This is a genomic window from Alcanivorax sp. HI0007 (assembly GCF_001635525.1).
GTDB lineage: Bacteria > Pseudomonadota > Gammaproteobacteria > Pseudomonadales > Alcanivoracaceae > Alcanivorax.
The window spans coordinates 1-16726 of record NZ_LWEJ01000278.1 but is presented as its reverse complement, the minus strand read 5'-3'; the positions used below and the strand labels follow the sequence as shown (position 1 = coordinate 16726).

General features: G+C 58.5%; 21 protein-coding genes and 1 tRNA gene. All 22 read right to left on the bottom strand.

Going from position 1 to position 16726, the window contains the following annotated elements:
- Window positions 1-1402 (bottom strand): hypothetical protein (locus A3714_RS17020; RefSeq protein ID WP_156493879.1); only part of this gene is annotated, 1402 nt, incomplete at its 3' end.
- Window positions 1402-2577, bottom strand: coding sequence for a phage DNA ejection protein (locus A3714_RS17015; protein ID WP_063508657.1), 1176 nt, complete (start codon window positions 2575-2577; stop codon window positions 1402-1404). The genes A3714_RS17020 and A3714_RS17015, both read right to left, overlap by 1 nt.
- Window positions 2577-3431 (bottom strand): tail fiber domain-containing protein, encoded by an 855-nt coding sequence (locus A3714_RS17010; protein WP_063508658.1) that lies wholly within the window; start codon window positions 3429-3431, stop codon window positions 2577-2579. The genes A3714_RS17015 and A3714_RS17010 overlap by 1 nt, the downstream gene beginning before the upstream one ends.
- A complete protein-coding gene (locus tag A3714_RS17005) occupies window positions 3431-3778 on the bottom strand; it encodes a hypothetical protein (protein ID WP_063508659.1) in 348 nt (115 codons plus the stop codon). The genes A3714_RS17010 and A3714_RS17005 overlap by 1 nt, the downstream gene beginning before the upstream one ends.
- The gene (locus tag A3714_RS17000; RefSeq protein WP_063508660.1) at window positions 3762-4106 is read right to left on the bottom strand and encodes a hypothetical protein; all 345 of its coding nucleotides are present in this window, start codon (window positions 4104-4106) and stop codon (window positions 3762-3764) included. The genes A3714_RS17005 and A3714_RS17000 overlap by 17 nt, the downstream gene beginning before the upstream one ends.
- Window positions 4107-4115: 9 nt before the next feature.
- Window positions 4116-4979 carry a hypothetical protein gene (locus tag A3714_RS16995; protein ID WP_063508661.1) on the bottom strand — a complete coding sequence of 288 codons (864 nt, stop codon included), beginning with the start codon at window positions 4977-4979 and terminating at the stop codon, window positions 4116-4118.
- Window positions 4972-6381, bottom strand: coding sequence for a packaged DNA stabilization protein (locus tag A3714_RS16990; protein ID WP_063508662.1), 1410 nt, complete (start codon window positions 6379-6381; stop codon window positions 4972-4974). Before A3714_RS16990 ends, A3714_RS16995 begins: the two co-directional genes overlap by 8 nt.
- Before the next feature lies 1 nt (window position 6382).
- Window positions 6383-7159 carry a packaged DNA stabilization gp4 family protein gene (locus A3714_RS16985; protein WP_063508663.1) on the bottom strand — a complete coding sequence of 259 codons (777 nt, stop codon included), beginning with the start codon at window positions 7157-7159 and terminating at the stop codon, window positions 6383-6385.
- On the bottom strand, window positions 7152-7397 hold the full coding sequence (locus tag A3714_RS16980) for a hypothetical protein (protein ID WP_063508664.1): 246 nt from the start codon (window positions 7395-7397) through the stop codon (window positions 7152-7154). Before A3714_RS16980 ends, A3714_RS16985 begins: the two co-directional genes overlap by 8 nt.
- Before the next feature lie 60 nt (window positions 7398-7457).
- The gene (locus A3714_RS16975) at window positions 7458-8735 is read right to left on the bottom strand and encodes a P22 phage major capsid protein family protein (RefSeq protein ID WP_063525856.1); all 1278 of its coding nucleotides are present in this window, start codon (window positions 8733-8735) and stop codon (window positions 7458-7460) included.
- A 13-nt stretch (window positions 8736-8748) separates the two neighbouring features.
- Window positions 8749-9768, bottom strand: a complete 1020-nt coding sequence (locus tag A3714_RS16970; RefSeq protein WP_063509179.1) for a hypothetical protein — start codon at window positions 9766-9768, stop codon at window positions 8749-8751.
- 86 nt (window positions 9769-9854) lie between these two features.
- Entirely contained in the window at window positions 9855-11960 is a 2106-nt protein-coding gene (locus tag A3714_RS16965) for a portal protein (RefSeq protein ID WP_063525855.1), read from the bottom strand.
- Window positions 11960-13411, bottom strand: coding sequence for a PBSX family phage terminase large subunit (locus A3714_RS16960; RefSeq protein WP_063509116.1), 1452 nt, complete (start codon window positions 13409-13411; stop codon window positions 11960-11962). Before A3714_RS16960 ends, A3714_RS16965 begins: the two co-directional genes overlap by 1 nt.
- Window positions 13398-13817, bottom strand: a complete 420-nt coding sequence (locus tag A3714_RS16955; protein WP_063509117.1) for a hypothetical protein — start codon at window positions 13815-13817, stop codon at window positions 13398-13400. The genes A3714_RS16960 and A3714_RS16955 overlap by 14 nt, the downstream gene beginning before the upstream one ends.
- A gap of 2 nt (window positions 13818-13819) precedes the next feature.
- Window positions 13820-14029 carry a hypothetical protein gene (locus A3714_RS16950; protein WP_156493047.1) on the bottom strand — a complete coding sequence of 70 codons (210 nt, stop codon included), beginning with the start codon at window positions 14027-14029 and terminating at the stop codon, window positions 13820-13822.
- 167 nt (window positions 14030-14196) lie between these two features.
- The gene (locus A3714_RS17825; RefSeq protein ID WP_156493046.1) at window positions 14197-14343 is read right to left on the bottom strand and encodes a hypothetical protein; all 147 of its coding nucleotides are present in this window, start codon (window positions 14341-14343) and stop codon (window positions 14197-14199) included.
- Window positions 14306-14680: a hypothetical protein gene (locus tag A3714_RS16945; protein WP_063509119.1), complete on the bottom strand. Its 375-nt coding sequence runs from the start codon at window positions 14678-14680 to the stop codon at window positions 14306-14308. The genes A3714_RS17825 and A3714_RS16945 overlap by 38 nt, the downstream gene beginning before the upstream one ends.
- Window positions 14677-14889 carry a hypothetical protein gene (locus A3714_RS16940; RefSeq protein ID WP_063509120.1) on the bottom strand — a complete coding sequence of 71 codons (213 nt, stop codon included), beginning with the start codon at window positions 14887-14889 and terminating at the stop codon, window positions 14677-14679. The genes A3714_RS16945 and A3714_RS16940 overlap by 4 nt, the downstream gene beginning before the upstream one ends.
- Window positions 14889-15269 carry a D-Ala-D-Ala carboxypeptidase family metallohydrolase gene (locus tag A3714_RS16935; protein ID WP_082844717.1) on the bottom strand — a complete coding sequence of 127 codons (381 nt, stop codon included), beginning with the start codon at window positions 15267-15269 and terminating at the stop codon, window positions 14889-14891. The genes A3714_RS16940 and A3714_RS16935 overlap by 1 nt, the downstream gene beginning before the upstream one ends.
- Window positions 15270-15284: 15 nt before the next feature.
- Window positions 15285-15360, bottom strand: a tRNA-Met gene (locus A3714_RS16930).
- 230 nt (window positions 15361-15590) lie between these two features.
- Window positions 15591-15989, bottom strand: coding sequence for a hypothetical protein (locus A3714_RS16925; RefSeq protein WP_063509121.1), 399 nt, complete (start codon window positions 15987-15989; stop codon window positions 15591-15593).
- A 215-nt stretch (window positions 15990-16204) separates the two neighbouring features.
- Window positions 16205-16726: hypothetical protein (locus tag A3714_RS16920; RefSeq protein ID WP_063527207.1), on the bottom strand; the 522-nt coding region annotated here is incomplete at its 5' end.

The window sequence follows — 16726 nt, the reverse complement described above, 5'->3', positions numbered from 1 at the left end:
TTTTGACCCCGGTGGCCTTCATCGCTGCCGCATAGTCGTCACCAAAACCCATATCCTCGGCGATTCGCCGCTGGGTGCCGGATACCAAGCTGCCGTATCGGTTCAGGTCGTAGCTGGCCGCATCGCCAAAAGTGGATTTTCCGCCCCTGGCTGCATTGAGCTCCTTGCGCAATCCACTGATGGCGCTCCATGTCTTGGGCTTGTCTACATAGGCAATGCCACCTGCGCCGTCATCCTGCTTTTGCATGAAGCGACCCACTAGGCGTCGCTCCATCGGAGACAGCTCCGCCATATCGCCGCCCACCTCTTCAATGCGAGACCGCAGCGCGTTTGTGATTGGCGTCACATCCACAGGGGTACTGGGGGCTATGGCATCTTCAACCTTGGTGTAAAGCTGGCTCTCAATCTTCCCGGCCCGGTTGATCTTTTCGGCCAGCCCCTCTTCTACTCGGGCATTCACGGTGCCAATGTCTTCTGCGTCTGCTGCCCGGGACACCTCGTCTGCGCGCCGGGAAAGATCCTCCATGAACTGGCGGTATCGCTGGGAAAGCTCAGAGCCAGGAACAGACCGGGCGGTGCCGGCAAGCTCCCTGAATGCTTGATTGCCTGACAGAACTTCGGGAGGAACAGATTCCGCCGGGATGCCTACTTGCTCAAAAGCTCCGACCACCTCACGCTGGGGACGCACCTCTTCTGCGATTGATTGTGCTGCCCTGTCAGATCTCCCCTTGCGCCCCATCCCTTCTTTGGATGCTTTTTCAATGGCCTTGGCAATTCCTTCTACTTGCGCAGGCTCTCGAACCGGGGGTGCCTTCATCGAAGGCTTGGCCCTTCCCGCCGGAGAAAGGAGACCAACCGCGTCAGGCATTGCCGAGCCCAGCGCATAAAGTCTTGCTGCCTCTTCCGTTCCGGGCTGGATGCCGACGAGGCGCCCCATTTCTTCTGCCCCGGTGCCCATTAGATTCTGCAGCCCCTCCCAGACCGGGCCAATCTTGCCTAATGCCTCCAGACCAGCTTGGCCGGCCTCTGTCCTGGGCCGATAAGAAAGCGCCTGTGACGTTTCCTCTACAGCCTCAGTCCCGGCTTCTGCTCCACCTGATGCGGTTTCATAGATGCCACGAAGTCCGCCAGCTATCTGTCCGCCAACCCCGCTCACAATGGAGCCAATCATGTCTGCCGCCACCATTGGCGGCATATTCCGAACAGCTCTTACCCATTCTGGCGCTTCTTCGTCTTCGCGGGGCGACGGCGAAGCAGCAGAAGTCTCTGCCTGAGTCTGGATCGGCGCGAAATCAGTCTCGGTCGCAATGCCCGCGCTGATTGCCTTGCGCATGATCTCTTCCTTGGGGGTGCCTTCCGGCACGCCCTGGATCACTTTCCCGTTGGGCAGCTCAACATCCATTACAGTTCATCCCATTTTACGGTTTTCGCAGCATCCCGCCCTTTGCCACCTTCCCCAAGGCGCTCCCGCTCTCCCTGCATGGCCTCTTCAGCGCGCGCTCGAAGGGCCCTTTTTTGCTTAATGGTTGCCTGAGAATCCCCGGGCACGTAGAAGTAAGTGGCAAACTCGCTGTTCATTTCTTCTGGAGGAATGGCGGCGCCTGACTCTTTCCGGAGTTTTGCGCGGATCCACTCGCTTGCTGTGGCCTTGTACTGCTGGTAGTCATCACCAACCAGGAAATTCCCGCCCGGGAACTGCTCCAGAATGGAGTCGCCTGCAGTCGGGTTAAACCCTCCCTCTTCCATGCTTTGAATGTCAGACGTGGCCCCAAGCATGCGCTGATAATAAGTATCGGCGGTTCTCTCGGATTGGGTAACGTCCTTCTGGAGAGCAACACGCTCAATCGCTTCCTGTGCCGGGATTTCTTCTTTCCGAGCAAGGGCGCGAGCCTGGATTTCGAGGCGCTTTCCTTCTCCAGAGTCGCCAAATGCCCCGGAGAATTCATCCGCAGGGATTGCCCCACCGGTTCCCACGTTCACGGTGGTACCCCCGGACTTCTCCAGCATCTTGCGCGCGGCCGCCTGGAATTCAGGTGTCCCGGGCTTGTAGCCGGCTGCCACCAGCTTCCTTGTGAAGCTGTCCGGCTTCTCATTGCCAAACATGGCCTGGTACCCCTTCGGGTCCATCGATGCATAGGCCATTTTGATATTGTTCAGGCTGGCTTCCGGGTTTTCACGGTATGTCTGCCATTCACGTACGGTGTCGGAGGGGTCGCCGCCTGCCTCTGCCACCTGCCGTACACGGTCTTCAAAAACCGCGTTGGCGTCTTCGCCAGACAGCACGCGCCGCATCCCTTGCAGCATATTTTGCTTGGTCGCCTCGGAGCGAAAATTGTAAGCGCGCTCCAGCCCCTGGCTCAGCTCCGGATACTCAAGCGCAACCTTGGCCATGGCATTGGGGTCGCCGCTCTCATATGCAGCTTTTGCTGCTTCGCCGCCGGCCTGCAATCGTGCCCTCATTTCCTCTTCTTTCTTGCGCTGCTGGTTGAGCTGGCCATATTGCTGGAGGGCCTGACCCAATCCGGAAAGGCCACCTGAAAAGTTATTGCCAGGGGCAACATAGAATTCGTTCGGCATTAGTGGACTCCCAACTTGCTGTAATCGACCAGCAGATACTCGCCATCTGTAAGAATGGCATCCGGGTGATCGTCAATGACTTCATGGGCCATGACGCCCTGCATCTTGCCGGACAGGCCCAGCTGTTCGGCTTCATCGCTCCAGGTCCATTCGTACCAATTGAGCCCGTTTCTCTGACCCAGAGGCTGAATATCACGCTTGAGCCGAACGTCAGAGAAAGCTGCAACAGCGCCAAGCCCCAGACCGCCAAGGCTGAACAGATTGTTTGTGGCATTCTGCTCTGCCGCTGCTCTTGCGTTGGCGGCTGCTATCTGGCCCTGGCCAATGGTTTGCCCGATTCCTGCAATCTGCTGGGCGATCTGGTTCGCGTTGGAGTCCAGGCCGGCCAGCCCCTGAATGCCGCTGAGCTGCTCGTTATAGGAAGACAGAAGGGCCCGATTCTGCAGCTGTTCTGCGTTGTCAGCCAGCGCCTGCTGGACATTCCCGGAGCGAAGCCCGCCAGTGGCGCCAGCGTTGCGCAAAATGGCATCTTCGGACGCATCAAGTCCGCCCATGATTGCCCCATAGAGCGGAGAAGCCTTGGCTGCATCAATTAGTGCCTGCTGGCTTCCCTCGCCTCCCTCCAGGCCATACAGGCCTCCTAAAGTGATCAGCGCGCCTTCGCGGAACTGCTGAGGGATCTCTTCACGCTCTTTAAGGTAGTCCAGCGCTTCGCGCTGAGACTGTGCCTGGATTTGCGCTGCGTTGGTCGCTGCACGGGAGGCGTCTTTTCCGGCGCCGGCGCCGGAAATGCTGTCGCCATCAATCAGGCCCAGGGAGCCAACCTCTACAATATCGCCAACTGCTCCGCCCATTACGCGCACCTCATATAAATTTCCATGTCGCCGCTTGTGGCCAAGTGTTGGAACCCAAGCTTCTTAATTAAGCGGCAAACGCTTCTCCGCTTCACCTGCGCAAAGACCATCCGGCACCAGTCAAAAAGCCAGAGCAAGAACCAGAAAAACCGCTCGATGGCCTCTTTGATATACCTCAGCCCTGCTTTGTCGCTGGCAAAATGGCAGCTGGCTGCATCGCCGCGGCGGCATACAGAAAACAGGATCTTCCCAGGGCAGCATGCGCAACGGAAAACCAGGTGGTTTTCGTCTGCATAAAGCCCCATCAGGTCGCCCTGGTAGGGCACAAAATCAGCTTCCGCCGTCATACTGGGTCACCGTTGCCACGCGGTTTACGCCGGCCGCACTTGCCTGCGCAACCAGGCTGCGGCCCTGTTCGTACCCCTGTCCAATCACCTCGATCACCGACACACTCCCCCCGGGGGCGATGCGATATATCGCCACCTGCTCACCGCTGGCCGATGTTGCGTCCGGGCTTTCCCAGATGGTCACAGTGATATTGGTTGTGGTGGATGTGTTGTGAAGGGAAAAGGCCGTGACAGAAACGCGCTCCACCGGGTCCGCAGGCTCCAAAAGCACGGTATCGCTGGTGCCAACAGTGATGACCTCCAGCCCTACATTTGAACGAATCGACATGCCTGCTCCTTACTGGGCCGCGAAAACCCGGTTTATTTGGTATTCAATGTCCCAAAAATCCACATCACCACCCGAGAGGGATTCCAGCTCAACCGTGCCGCCATTAGCCAGAAAGGTATCCAGTGAATAAAAGGGGATCACAATAGAGAACGGGTGCGGGGTGGAGCTTCCCTTGGGGAAGGTCAGCGTCTCCTTGAATCGCTCACCTATGCTTCCTCCCAGATCGACACGAAACTCCACCACCGGAAGCGCCCCGCTGTACTCAGCCTGGAGCCGAACGGTCAGGATGTAGTAGTCGCCCACGTTGGCCGGCCGGATTTTGGTGCCGTCATAAAAGGGCGCCACATTTGGCGGCATAAAGGCGATGATGTTGTCGCCGGCATCATTCGGGAGCGCTGCCGCTGTGCCACCGGTAAGCGTCCACGGCGAGCCAGAGGTGTACGTGGTATCACGATAAACACCCCAGCCGTGCGCCCTCTCGATTCGTGCCAGTCTGGCAGAGGTGCTGGCCAGCATGCTGCGCAACGAATCCAGCTCATTGTCTGTGTCGTTGCATTGGTCTTTGTTCTGGCAAATCAGGGCGCGGATTCTGGCCATTCCAACCTGAGAGCCTGAAACCACTTGCTCCAGGTCAATGTGCCGGGCGTATAGCTGGTTGAGTCGCGCTGCCGCGAATCCTGCTTTTGCGGCCTGATCTGCCAGACTGCTTTGGTCGTCCGCATCCGCCACCTGCAGCTCTGTCAGAGCGTTGGCGTAATCGATCAGACGCTGGATGATGTTCAGATAGTCCTGAACCATAGGATCAGGCCAGCCGGTCAGGGCCTTCACCTCTGCCGCTGACAGCGACATGCTCAGGCCAATCGGATCAACCATAGCTGATGTATCCCCGGCTGAAAGCCATCCTCGACGTGGTCGCGCCCCGCAGTTTTATGCCGACATAATCCTCAACGTACCCCAGGCGGCGAACCTCAAACCGCTTGTTGTAATCCGTAGGGCCACCGTAAAGCTCGGTCCACTCACGGCCCCAGGTCACGCCGTTGTAGGTCAGGGACACAAAAACCGTGGCATCGTCCGAACCGGTGTAGCCTGGGATGGTTTCAATATCCAGCTTGTCGATGGACTGCTGCTTGAGGTAGAGGAAAGGGGTGTAAAGCAGCCACTCCACAATCTCCCCGTACTGGGTAGCAACCGTGTCATCCAGGATGCCCAGCACGCTGGTGAGACGGTCGCCAAATACCCAGCTCCCGATATTGTTGTCAAATACACCGAACCGGGCGCGCCATGGCGCATCCCCGGAAACGTCCGTTTTGTAGATGGACCATGCGGATTCCAGTCCGGCGGCCTGGGCAATCGTCTGATTGAAAACCAAGGTTTCATTGGGCAGATGAACCACTACCATGGTGGTGCCGTTGTCTTCGAAGGATTCCAGCACGGCATCGCGCAGGTCTGCCTCATCGTAGGCGTTCAGCACCTTGTCTACTTCCCGGGTGGAAACCGCCTGCGCGCTACCAACCCCCAGGGCATGGACCGAAATCCCCTCTTCCTTGCGACCGCCCAGAATGTAAGTGGTGCCGGCCACCTCGGTCTTGCAGTGAGTGCCAACGATGCCGACCTTCAAAGCCCGAGAGGGCACGCGCTGGAATTGGAAGTTGGCCGTGGCCTGGTTCACGAAGTATTCCGTGGAATATCGCCCAAACACCAGAATCTTGTTGTCTTCTGACTTGGCCACCCCATAGGTGAAGTCCGGGATGAACTCAGCCGTGGCGAATTTCAACGGGTCAATGGCGGCTTCATCGCCAGGATCCGTGTGGTATATGAATTCGCCATCCGTGAAAAAATACAGGCCATCCACCCAAACGCCATCAATCGGGTTGCCAAGCTCAGCGTCAGCCACCTCCCTAAACCCATTATCTGGGTCATAGAGGAAATATCTGCCATCGGCAATGATGGCCTGGGTGTTGAAGGACAGCGGCAGCGAGGCAACACCAGTGCCTGGCACGGTGCCAAGGACGCTATAAGAGCCATCTGCGGCCACCTCGATCAGACTCTGCCCTGACACGCGGATATGCTTGTCAAAGCGGTCATTCCAGACCCCGCCGCGGTCAATGCCCACCACGTCAGCATGGTGAGTCAGCCCTGAAGACTGCAGCATGTACCCCTGAGCCCCGAACATAGGGCGATTAACGGCATACATGTTCACCGGGAGGGCATCGCGATAGTCCGTTTCTGGCCCTACCTTGTCGCCCTTGATAAACGTGATCAGGGATTCGGGCATATCAGTCTCTGGGCACCAATTCGACGTAGAGGCGGCGCGTTTCTACGCGATCCGTGTCTGTGGTGGCCACTATGGTGACCTGAACCACATTGCCATTGCTGGTGCCGCTTGGATCCGTAGCGCGAAGTCGGTAAAGCACGTCCGGGTTTTCCAGTGAATCACTCACCAGCACAAGCCCGCTGTCTACCACGATGCTGTAGCTGGCCAGCTCCTCCGCATCCCGCAGATAGCTGCCGAAATGCTCCCGAAAGTCCATTTCATCGCCAATGAACATGCGCTGTGTGGTCGATGCCCGGGGCGCTTCAATGGGCTTGCTGTAAAACCGGGCCCAGCGTCCGACACGGATATTGTTGCCGCTACCGGTCGGCTGCCGATCCGGGTATTGCACGCCCCGCACACGCTGCATAGCCGCCCGGGCGCACAGGTTGGACAGGGATTGCGATGCTTGCATCATCAGCGACGCAGGCACCGTTTTGTTGAAGTCGGGAATGAGCCGTACAGCAAGGTTGGTCTCAAACGCATTGCGATAGCCGCGAATGATGCCGCTGTTGCTGTTCGGATCGGGCTCATCCTCGAAGTTGTACCCCGCCGAAGTCCCCACGGTGTCCCACTCCGCCGCCATGTTTTCCAGGCGGCAAAGGGCCGTTTCCAGGTCTTCCGGAGTGGGCGAGCGAGTAATGCCGCTGATTCGCAACTGCGAATAGGCACCCAGGATAATGTCCACCTTGGCGGTGACACCTCCTGTGTCCCGCACGGCATACAGGCTCGTGTTACTCATCGGCAGGCGCTTCCAGCTTGGCCTTCAGCGTTTCCGCTTTGGTGGCCGCATGGGGCTTCTTGCCGAATTTTTCTTCATAGGCGGCACGCAGAGCCTCCAGCTCTTCGTCCGACTCATCGGCAGGCGCTTCCAGCTTGGTGTTGCCGGCGCCGTGCGTGTATCCCTGCGCCAGATAGCCAGGGACCGAGCGAGGGCTTACGCGCACTGCCTCGCCGTCTTTATACAAAACAACAGCCATTGTCGTTCTCCAGAAAAGAGAAAGACCCCTCGGAAGGGGCCTTTGGGGTTGGTTCTGACCTTAGAAGGTCACCGCTACGCCTGCGCGGGACGGATCCCGAACGGTGTTGCCGTACCAGGTGAACAGGCGGTAGCGGAAGGACATGGTGGCAATGTCGCCATCGTAGACCATGTACATGCGCAGGCCGTTCTTCATGGTAGAGCTGATCACCTTCATGCCGTCGAACTGCTTGAACAGCTGCGCCGGGATGGTGCCGCCCAGCACTTCCACCGCGTCTTCATCCCAGAACAGGTTGGTCTTGTTGGTGGCGTCAGTATTCAGACGGTCAACAGTCGCGCCATTCAGAATCACAGTGTCGATGTTGGCATAGGCCAGCTGGGTATCGCTCAGGGTGGCATCGTCCAGGGCGATCGGCTTCGGGAACACCTGGATGGTAGTGCCGTCCGGCTTGCCAACGATGGTGAAGGTCATGGGCTGACCGGTATCGGTCTTGTCGGCCAAACCAACAGCATTCACTGGGGTGCCACCGTTGGAAATGGTGACCTTGTCGCCCACGTTGTAGCTGGCCGAGGCTGCTACCGGGATTTCCGCGATACGGTAATCCACGTTGGTCACCACGCCAGTGCTTGTGTTGACGCTGCCGCCTTCAGGTGCGAAGGACTGATCACCGGTTACGGTGGTAGCCGGATCGGCACCGCCGACCAGGTTCGGCAGGAAGGAGCCGGTGTGCACGTTGAACTGCGCCACATTGGCACCAATCTGGCCTTTAACCCATGCGGCATCTTCCGGGCGGCCCTGAACAGTCTGGCGCCCTGCCAGATCGCTGGAGAAAGTCAGATTGTCGCGGTCGTTCAGCATGAAGTGCCGCTGAGTCATCGCGCCCTGCCGCTCGTTCATCAAGGCCTGGGCCTCTGCGATGAAGTTGTAGCCGCTGGTCGCGTTGGAGCGATAGAACATGCTGCCCTGCAGAGCGATGTTGTTGGCAATCGCCTTGTTGAGCTCAGTTACCTGCTGGCGACCAGAGGCCTTGCCGCGGCGCTCCCAGAATCGGGTATCGCGCAGATCATCGGCGCGCTGCAGAACGAAGTCGTTCTTCGGGGTGCCCAGCAGAGACGGGTAGGTCTCTTCGATAATGTCCTGCTCGTTACCGGTCAGGTCCCAGCCGTTGATGATGGGGGCGTGCTGCTCAACGGAGCGCCAAACGACATTCCCGGCATTTTGCATGTCTGCCGGGTCCGGTTCTTGGAAGTCCACCTTGTCGAGCATGTAATCCTGCTCTTCGAAGGTCTCGATTGCATTCTCCAGGAGAATCTCGACTGTCTTGCCTGTGCTAGCCATTGCTAATCACCTTTTACCAATTGGATACATCGATCCCGTCCTGCCTGGCCTTGCGGCGCATGTCGAAGCGCTTCTGGGTGTCGGTTTCCTTCTGGTAGGCCCGGCGGAGCTTGTCCACCTTGCCATCACCACCGGAGCCGCCTTCGGCGCGTCGAGCAGGTGCGGGTGCTTTAGAGGTTTTCTTGGGCGGCGAGGACAGGCGGCCTTTGAGTTCGCCAAGCAGAATCACGGCAGACAGGCCTGACGGATCAGTCCTGAGTGCAGCGCTCAGCTTTTCGCGCTCTCCGGCATTGCGGCCCAGGTAATACATAACCTTCTCGGACCCTTCGCCCAGTCGGGAAATCAGCTGGTCGGCTACCAGGTCGCCCTGACCCGGCATGGCGGAATCAATCGCCTTCCGGACTTCCAAGTCAGTTTGCTGGTACACCTCGTCGCTGATGCCGGCCTCTTGTGCCAGCTTCGCCGCCCGTTGGTAGTGGCCACCTACAGCATCTTCCAGTGCCTGCCGCTGTCGCTCCTGCTGCTCTTGCTGACGCTGCTGCTCCAGCGTGGACTTGGTGACGCTCTGTGCGTTGTTGCTCACCCAGTCCTGCACGGCTTTCTGGTATGCCGATTCGTCGAAATCATGGGATTCCAGCGTCGGGAAGGGCTTCTGCCCTGTGCTCGCCGGCTGCTGGACGCCCTGACCCTTCTTCAGCGCTTCAATTTCACGCTTCAGGTCATCGACTTCGCTTGTGTGGCGCTTCTCCAGCTTTGCCTGCAGCTTGCGTTTTGCCGCTGCCACATCGCTATCAGTGAAACGCTTTTCACCACCACCTTCAGATGCCTGTTCATCTGATTGCATCCACGCTTCTGCATCCGTTTCCGCGCCCTCTTCCTCATCGGTTTCCGCTTCCGATTCAGTGTCCTGCGCTTCTTCAGTTGCCGCCTCTTCCTCGTCCGTTTCGGTGGCAGCTGCGGTTGGCTGCTCTTCCTCTTCGGTCGCGGCGCTGGCGTTTTCCGCCTTCAGCTCTTCCAGGGTTTGTTCTGCCATCTCTTAAAGCCTCGTTGATGTAAACGATTGCCCTGTGGTCCCACAGGTAGGTGTGCGTTTGACCTGGTCGCCTCAGTAAAAAGGGGTTACCGGGACTGGAACTGGCTGGCTCGGGCCTGCTGCAGCTTTGCAACATCCTCCAAGCGCCTGCTGAACCGGTCAGTCTCGGATTTACGAATCTTTGCGCTGGCCTCTTCGGCCTTGATCTGGGACTCGAAGCGCCCCGTCTCAGCCTTGAAGGCGTCAATCTGGGTGCGGGCCACATCGGTCTGTGCTTTGGCGGCATCCGCCCGGGCTTCGCGCTGCTCTCGCATTACGTCCGCCTGCGCTTTCAATGCCTCAGCCTCGGCCAGCACCATGTTCGGGTCTTTCTGCTGCCCCGCCTGCTCCTGATGCGCCTGCAGCATCTGCATTTCTTCTTCCGTCTCGGGCTCTTTGTAGCCCTTGAGGATCAGCTGCTTGCGGGCGAACTCGCGCACATCGTCCATGCGCGGCCCGTCTGTGAGCTCAAACAGCTTGAGCATCAGCAGGTCTTTGGCAGGATCGCCGTCCGGCGTGGCCTGAATCATTGCCGCCAGCCGGTCGCGGGTCTGCTCCACCTGGTTGCTGTACTGCTGGCCGATCTCGGCGTAAACGTCGAATTCCATGTTGGTGATGTCGTTGAGAACAACCGGGTTGCCGGTCTCACGATCGATCACCACATCCATCAGCTTCACTTGCTTGCGGTTACCGTCCGGGGTTTCCACGGTCACCGTGCGCGGGGTGTCGAATATCTGGGAGGCCATGGAAGCGAAGATTTCCGCGTCCCGGCGCACAGCAAACTTGAAATTGTGCTGATAGATATAGCTTTGCTGGTCGATGCGGTTCTGCAGGGCCGCAACAGCCTTGCCGCTCAGGTCCGGGTCGGCAATATCCTGGGGTACACCCGGGTTGGCCACGTCTTCGATGGCGCCCTTGGTAAGCTCGATGCTGGCCGCCAACGCCTGCGGCATGGGCTGGTCAGGCATTTCTGCCACCGGCCCGATGGGTAGATCCTGCCCGTTGCCGTCTTTGCGGTTCTGCAGCAGGTACGGGTAATTGTTATCAGCCCCAGGCTCTTCATACATCGACTCGAAGCCTTGGATCTGCTCACCAAAGAAGATCGGCTTGCGACGCGGCGACCGGGAAACAATGTCGGCCAGATAGCTCATCTGGAAGTTGCGAAGGCGCTGAGGGTCTTTGGCCAGGCGGGTGACGCCCTCCCAGTGCTCCTCTCCCTCTACGATGGCACGCTCACCGTATACCGGTACCACCGGGATGTTTTCGCCGGCGATTACCTCACCATCATCACCGTTCAGTATCTTCTCGCCGGATGCGATGTATTTGCGCACTTCCCAGCGCTTGATTTCGCGCTCTGCCACGATTTCGTGACCAGTGTCGATCAGTTCATCCATGACCTCTTCAATGTCAGAGGCACGCAGACGCAGCTCTTCGCCCATGGGGTCACGGAAGGTGTAAACCTTGTCCTTGACCCGCTTGCGGCAATAGATGGTGGCCACATAAATCTTGTCCGCCGTCGATGCCCAGGGGAACACATAGGACTCTTCCGGCTGGGAGAAATTGGACGGGCTGACTTCTTCCGGCCGCTCCCCGGTCAGGTCTTCCACCAGGTCTTTGTAGCCATCCTCGGTATAGCTTTTGAGGATGGCGCAACGCATGGCGTCGGACTTATCCAGCTTCCGGGCATTGGCATCCCAGAAAACCGTGTTATTCGCCTCCGGAATCCAGTCCCGGCAGATGATCTGCCGTTCGTCACCGGCATTGTTGCTGGCGTACTCAGTGTACAGCTCCCAGGCACCAAACCCGCACACGATGGCGTCTTGGCTGGCGTAATCCTTGGCCTCTTGACTGCTCAGGCTGCGGTCTTCTGCCCGGTAGATGCCGTCCAGCAGGTCGGCACCCTCTTCCCGGTCCATGTCCTTCGGCTTGAAATCCGGCTGTACCGGGTTCAGGCGCAGGTCTGCCATGATCTGCCGGCCGGCCTTGCGCAGCACGTTGAACTCGCCGCGGTACTTGAGCGGGGAATCGTTCAGCAGCTGGTCGTCCCACTGAGTAATCCAATAGAAAACCAGATCGTCCGCTGCCTTCTCGCGCGTCGTCTGGTTGGCGCAATAGTCCTTATCGAACTGTGCTTTCAGCTTCGATAATTCCATTAACGTCTCCCAGATGGACGGATAGGCCGGGGCATGACCGGCGCAGCAGTTAGCACAGCGGGCTCCCGCATCAGCATCATGACGCTGTCGCCCATGTTCGGGCTGGGAAGCTTAAATTTCGTTTTCATTTCGGGCTTTGTGTACAGCTCAAACCGGCCTGACCCGTTGGGCTTTACCGGCATGCGGCACAACTCGGAGCGCAGCTTTCTGATATTCGAGATGGATGACGCGAAACTGATCAGATCATCAGGGTTGTGGTACTCGCCATGGATCACGGCCCGGAAAGTCTTGTAGCAACGGTCGCGCAGCTTCAGGTAATACTGGGCGCGCTTGTTGCGGGCCACTTCCGACCAGGTCTTGGTGTTCTGAATCGGGCTTCCTGGCAGCGGCTCATAGATGGCATCAGGGTTATCAGGGCCTTCTGAGCCCTTGAACATGGACACCTGCGTCATCTTTCCTTTGAAGGCGGTGGAAACCTGCCGGCTCAGGCCAACGCCCATCCCGTCACAGTCCCAGGTGAACGAGTCCGCGCCATGCTGGATGGCCAAACCGGTTGCCCAGTCGCCACCCTCATTGATGTTACCGCTGGCCTTCTCTTCCACATCCGTGACCACAATGCCGTGGCGAAGCGCGAAGCCCTTGGAATCGCTACCCTCGTCTGACGGATCGTGAGCTGCCACCTTGGCGCCCTGCGGCTTGATGCCCAGCTTTTCATGCGCATCAACGCAGGCATCAAACCATTCCGGCATGATCAGGCTGTTTTCAACGCTGTCGTTGAATTTGCCTTCCCATATCCAGTCGTATTTGGCGCGAGAAAGGTTTTCGTAATCCCAGGCCCTCAGCCTTTCCTGCTCTTCGTTCCACCATGGGTTGTCCCGCCAGTTCACAACGACGATGTAATGCAGCTCGTCCTCGTAGAAGCCGTCCCGCTCCAGATGGTCAAGATAGGGGCTGATAAAGCGCTGACTGAACGGGTCTTCACTGGACTGTGGGTTGGCCTCAAACCAGCACTGCGCACCAGGCTTACGGAGAATGGTCGGCAGCAGCTTGTCCAAGCTGTCCTGGCTGGCTGTGTGGGCCTCGGAGAACACCGAAAGCCGGTAATCCTCGGCGCCCTGAATGCTGTTGGTGTTGCGCGATGCACCTTTGTAGGTGGTGCGGGCCCCGTTCGGCGCCACAATCTTGTTTTCCTGAACGTCCCACCCGGGCAGATCCAGGCGATCAGTGATTGAGCGCTGCATTGTCCGGTGAATGGAGTCCGCAATGGTTTCCTGGAACTCACGAAGGCAATACACATCAATGGCCTCGCGCTCCATGCGGCAAACAGCCATATCCGCGATGCCGATACTCTTACCACTACCCCGGCCTCCCACAGCCACCTTGATAGGCTGGGGCTTGGTCAGAAACGGCAGCAGCTTGTAGTTAACCTGGAGGGTTCTACTCAGGCTCATTGACGGGCTTTACGGGCTGGATATTCCACTCGATAGACGACTCTGTCCGAACAGGGCCGCCACCTGCCCCGGTAATCTCTTGCTGGACCTTGTCGCCATACTTTTTCGGCATCTTGCGAGCCAGCGTCCACTTGCGGGCATCCAGCTGCAACTTCACCACGCCGACCGTCTCCGGGGTCGCTGTCGCTGCCAGCTCCTCCATCTCTTCAAAGGCCTTGTCCGCCCCCATCTCATACGCGTGTGCGTACTTGTCGGAAAACTCGTCGTTTTCACCCCTCCATTTCAGCACCGTTGACCGATGCGGCATCTTGGGGTCTTTGCATATCCTGACAAGGCTTTCCCCCTCAGCAATGCGAGCACAGATCTTGTCCGCAAGCGCTTTGCTGTACTTTGAGGGACGCGCCATAACTACCTCTGCTGCTCGATTTGCCGGTCCACAATCACGTCCAGCTTGCGGTCAATCTGAAGAAGTCGGTCGTCGATGCGCTTCTGAAGTTCGCTCGTTCTTTGTGACTGGTGGACCATGTTGGCCTCGTTCACGCTGACCCGTTTGTCCAGGTTGAACCAGGCGCCGGCCAGAGCCATGAACATGGCCAATCCGGTTAGAAGGTTCCCCACACTTATCTCGTTATTGAATCTCACGGGACTGTGGTTCTGTTTTTGCTGGTCAGTCTCGCTCACGTAAAGCTCTCCACCATTGCCGCACCACGTAGGCGGCCAGAATTAAAAACCCAACAGTGATACCTGCGCCAAGAAAGAGCCCCTGGGCCGTGTCCTGTGCGTATTTATTCAGCCGCCCGGATCGCATCGACAAGTCCGTTATGGCGGGTTGCGCAGTCGTGGTACTGGCTCGCCCACTGCTTCATGGTGGTCAGCACGGTACCGGCCTCCCCGTCACTGAGGGTCGGCAGCGTCTTCGGGCACGTCGCCATCAGGTTCTGCTGGTAGCTGGGAAGTGTCGTTGAGGGCCGCAGCATTGAGCAGCCCGACACCAGCGCCAGGCAGGCACACGTTGCGATACACCGGCTTAATGACTTCACGGGTCACCCCACGGTCGATAACGGTTTGGTTGGCCTTCAGCCCGGACAGCTTCTCTTCGACCACCCGGGCCACGTCGCTGTGACTCTCCAGGGCCTCATCAATGGCAGCGCGGGTTACCCGCTCCCTGAGCAGGTCCAGATTTCCCTCGTACCAGCCGCGGATGGTCCAGCCCCCGAACAACAGGGCCACCACTGCAACAAGGCCAACAATGATCCGTATCTGGCTCATTTCTGCTCCCGGCGCCACTTCCAGATGCCAACGCCGATGGCCGGCAGGCCGAATACCGTGGCCAGCGCCGCGGCGGTACCCGTGGGCACGTCCGGCGGGTTGTCACCGAATACGCGGATGGTCACCCAGGTGGTGAGAGTGATGGCCCAGATAATGACCATGGTGCTCATCAAGGCGTTTTCAGTGATGAAGCGGTACAGGCGGGCCATCAGTAGCTCCACACCCAAGGCCGGGGCCGCCCCGGCTCGTGCTTCAGGTCATCCAGGTGGATGAATCTCCCGTCGCCCTTCTGGTTGACGCCGATACCGGTGAAGCCGTGCTTCAGAGCCAGCTCAATCAGCTTCAGGGCGTCACCGCCCTGCACAGCAATGTCTGCGGCTCTTCCACTGGCATGGGCACCCGGGGAGGCTTTACGGGCCTCAATGGGGTGCGTCGGGTGCCGGTAACCGCTTGTCACGGTCATAGGCTTGCCGTATTCGGTGCGCAGGGCTTGCAGCTTTTCCATAAAGCCCGGCTTCATGCCGTTCTTGCCGGTGTGGGAGCACGCGAATTCATGCGGCTGGAAGTTGGCGAATCTGTCCCAGTCCATTGCATGCTCCGATGTTGGTAGCAGAGGCCGGATTTGCACCGGCGACCTCCAGGGTATGAACCTGGCGAGCTACTGGCTGCTCTACTCTGCGTCAAAAAAAAACCCCGGGCGGCCGGGCTACTCCCAACCCATCGGGACAGAAAAAGAAAAACCCGCTCAAGGCGGGTTTGGGGGATGCTGGCCAATGGGTTCGGGGGAAGGGTCGGCCAACGAAATCAAATTGTTTCGGTCACCTCTGGCAACCATAGCTGTTTTGTACCACTGGACTGCCGGGCAGTCAACAAATTGCCAGCGTTATTTTGACAGTGAACATATGGGCAGTTACGCGGCCATGGCCAGCATGGCGGCCACCATGTTGATACCGATCTCCAAGCGCTTCACCGCGGTATCGCGATTCACCCGCAGGCGCTTGGCCAATACGGATTTACTGATTGCCCGGTAATCATCCCCATCGGGGAAGGCGTAGTAGTGGCGCAGAGCCTGATAGGCTTCCGGGTTGTTATCCCGAACGTGCCGGATCACATGGGCGTCGAACGCCTCGCAGTCGTTATCCTCCCAGGCTCTCACGGGCCGCTCGTCGTTCTCCACAATTGTGCCGACCAGGCGGTCTACCATCGGCCCCATCCAGCTGATAGCCCCTTTCGGCCCCGGTGTGGCCGTCCGGCACCAGATGCCCCACTGCTCCAGTGCAAACTCAGCTTGTGCGTGTACCAGTGCCATATCAGTCTCCTATCGAACAAGAATCGCATAACAAAACAGCACTGGACCTGTCAGCCAATAAACATACCTTGGAATGCGCCTCAGGCTGCTTTCGCTTTTTTTCGCTTCAAGCCTTGCGACTGCAATAACAAGATTTCGAACAGCTTCGCCGAGCATGACCCATAGCAATAAAGAAAAAATTGATAGAAAAACCATTACCGCCTCTCCTTCGCCAGTTATCGTGGTTGCCGGGCTATATCGCGCCCTTTTGGAGCCTTCATCCACCAGCCTTTCTGCGAACCTTCACGGGTGTACAGGTATGGCCTGAAAACCTTAGTTTTCCCGTCCTCGCTCAGATTCAGAAACCCCCACTCTTTGGTGCTACCCGCCCTGTGGAAAAACAGTGTCCAGCAATTTTGCGGTTCGTGCTCAGGCCCGCCACACATAGGGCGCTGAAAGGGCCGACCATCAAGAGGGCATGGAAGCACCACCCTATGGAAGGTGTCGCCGGTCAGGGAATTGAACCAGCGCACCTTGCGGCGACCTGAGCGGCGCTCTTCGTGATACCAGCCATGCAGCACCAGGCTGAACGCCCGCGACCATGGATGGTCATGCAGGCCACGGTCTGGATCGCTTCCCACAAACCGATGCAGGTAAAACCGCCAACCCAGAATGGTGAACAGGTAATAGCGCTCCAGATAGGGCACCGAGCCATCGCTGATGATTCGTGCCGGCAGCCGTCCGGCCAGCCAATACAA

Excerpts from the sequence above, each read along its gene's own strand:
- A3714_RS17015 (WP_063508657.1), bottom strand. The coding sequence starts at position 2,577 with ATGCCGAACGAATTCTATGTTGCCCCTGGCAATAACTTTTCAGGTGGC.
- A3714_RS17005 (WP_063508659.1), bottom strand. The coding sequence starts at position 3,778 with ATGACGGCGGAAGCTGATTTTGTGCCCTACCAGGGCGACCTGATGGGG.
- A3714_RS16965 (WP_063525855.1), bottom strand. The coding sequence starts at position 11,960 with ATGGAATTATCGAAGCTGAAAGCACAGTTCGATAAGGACTATTGCGCC.
- A3714_RS16990 (WP_063508662.1), bottom strand. The coding sequence starts at position 6,381 with ATGCCCGAATCCCTGATCACGTTTATCAAGGGCGACAAGGTAGGGCCA.
- A3714_RS16940 (WP_063509120.1), bottom strand. The coding sequence starts at position 14,889 with ATGGCCCGCCTGTACCGCTTCATCACTGAAAACGCCTTGATGAGCACC.
- A3714_RS16935 (WP_082844717.1), bottom strand. The coding sequence starts at position 15,269 with ATGGACTGGGACAGATTCGCCAACTTCCAGCCGCATGAATTCGCGTGC.
- A3714_RS16980 (WP_063508664.1), bottom strand. The coding sequence starts at position 7,397 with ATGGCTGTTGTTTTGTATAAAGACGGCGAGGCAGTGCGCGTAAGCCCT.
- A3714_RS16995 (WP_063508661.1), bottom strand. The coding sequence starts at position 4,979 with ATGGTTGATCCGATTGGCCTGAGCATGTCGCTGTCAGCGGCAGAGGTG.
- A3714_RS16970 (WP_063509179.1), bottom strand. The coding sequence starts at position 9,768 with ATGGCAGAACAAACCCTGGAAGAGCTGAAGGCGGAAAACGCCAGCGCC.
- A3714_RS17010 (WP_063508658.1), bottom strand. The coding sequence starts at position 3,431 with ATGGGCGGAGCAGTTGGCGATATTGTAGAGGTTGGCTCCCTGGGCCTG.
- A3714_RS16985 (WP_063508663.1), bottom strand. The coding sequence starts at position 7,159 with ATGAGTAACACGAGCCTGTATGCCGTGCGGGACACAGGAGGTGTCACC.
- A3714_RS16960 (WP_063509116.1), bottom strand. The coding sequence starts at position 13,411 with ATGAGCCTGAGTAGAACCCTCCAGGTTAACTACAAGCTGCTGCCGTTT.
- A3714_RS17000 (WP_063508660.1), bottom strand. The coding sequence starts at position 4,106 with ATGTCGATTCGTTCAAATGTAGGGCTGGAGGTCATCACTGTTGGCACC.
- A3714_RS16975 (WP_063525856.1), bottom strand. The coding sequence starts at position 8,735 with ATGGCTAGCACAGGCAAGACAGTCGAGATTCTCCTGGAGAATGCAATC.
- A3714_RS16925 (WP_063509121.1), bottom strand. The coding sequence starts at position 15,989 with ATGGCACTGGTACACGCACAAGCTGAGTTTGCACTGGAGCAGTGGGGC.
- A3714_RS16945 (WP_063509119.1), bottom strand. The coding sequence starts at position 14,680 with ATGAGCCAGATACGGATCATTGTTGGCCTTGTTGCAGTGGTGGCCCTG.
- A3714_RS16955 (WP_063509117.1), bottom strand. The coding sequence starts at position 13,817 with ATGGCGCGTCCCTCAAAGTACAGCAAAGCGCTTGCGGACAAGATCTGT.
- A3714_RS17825 (WP_156493046.1), bottom strand. The coding sequence starts at position 14,343 with ATGGCGACGTGCCCGAAGACGCTGCCGACCCTCAGTGACGGGGAGGCC.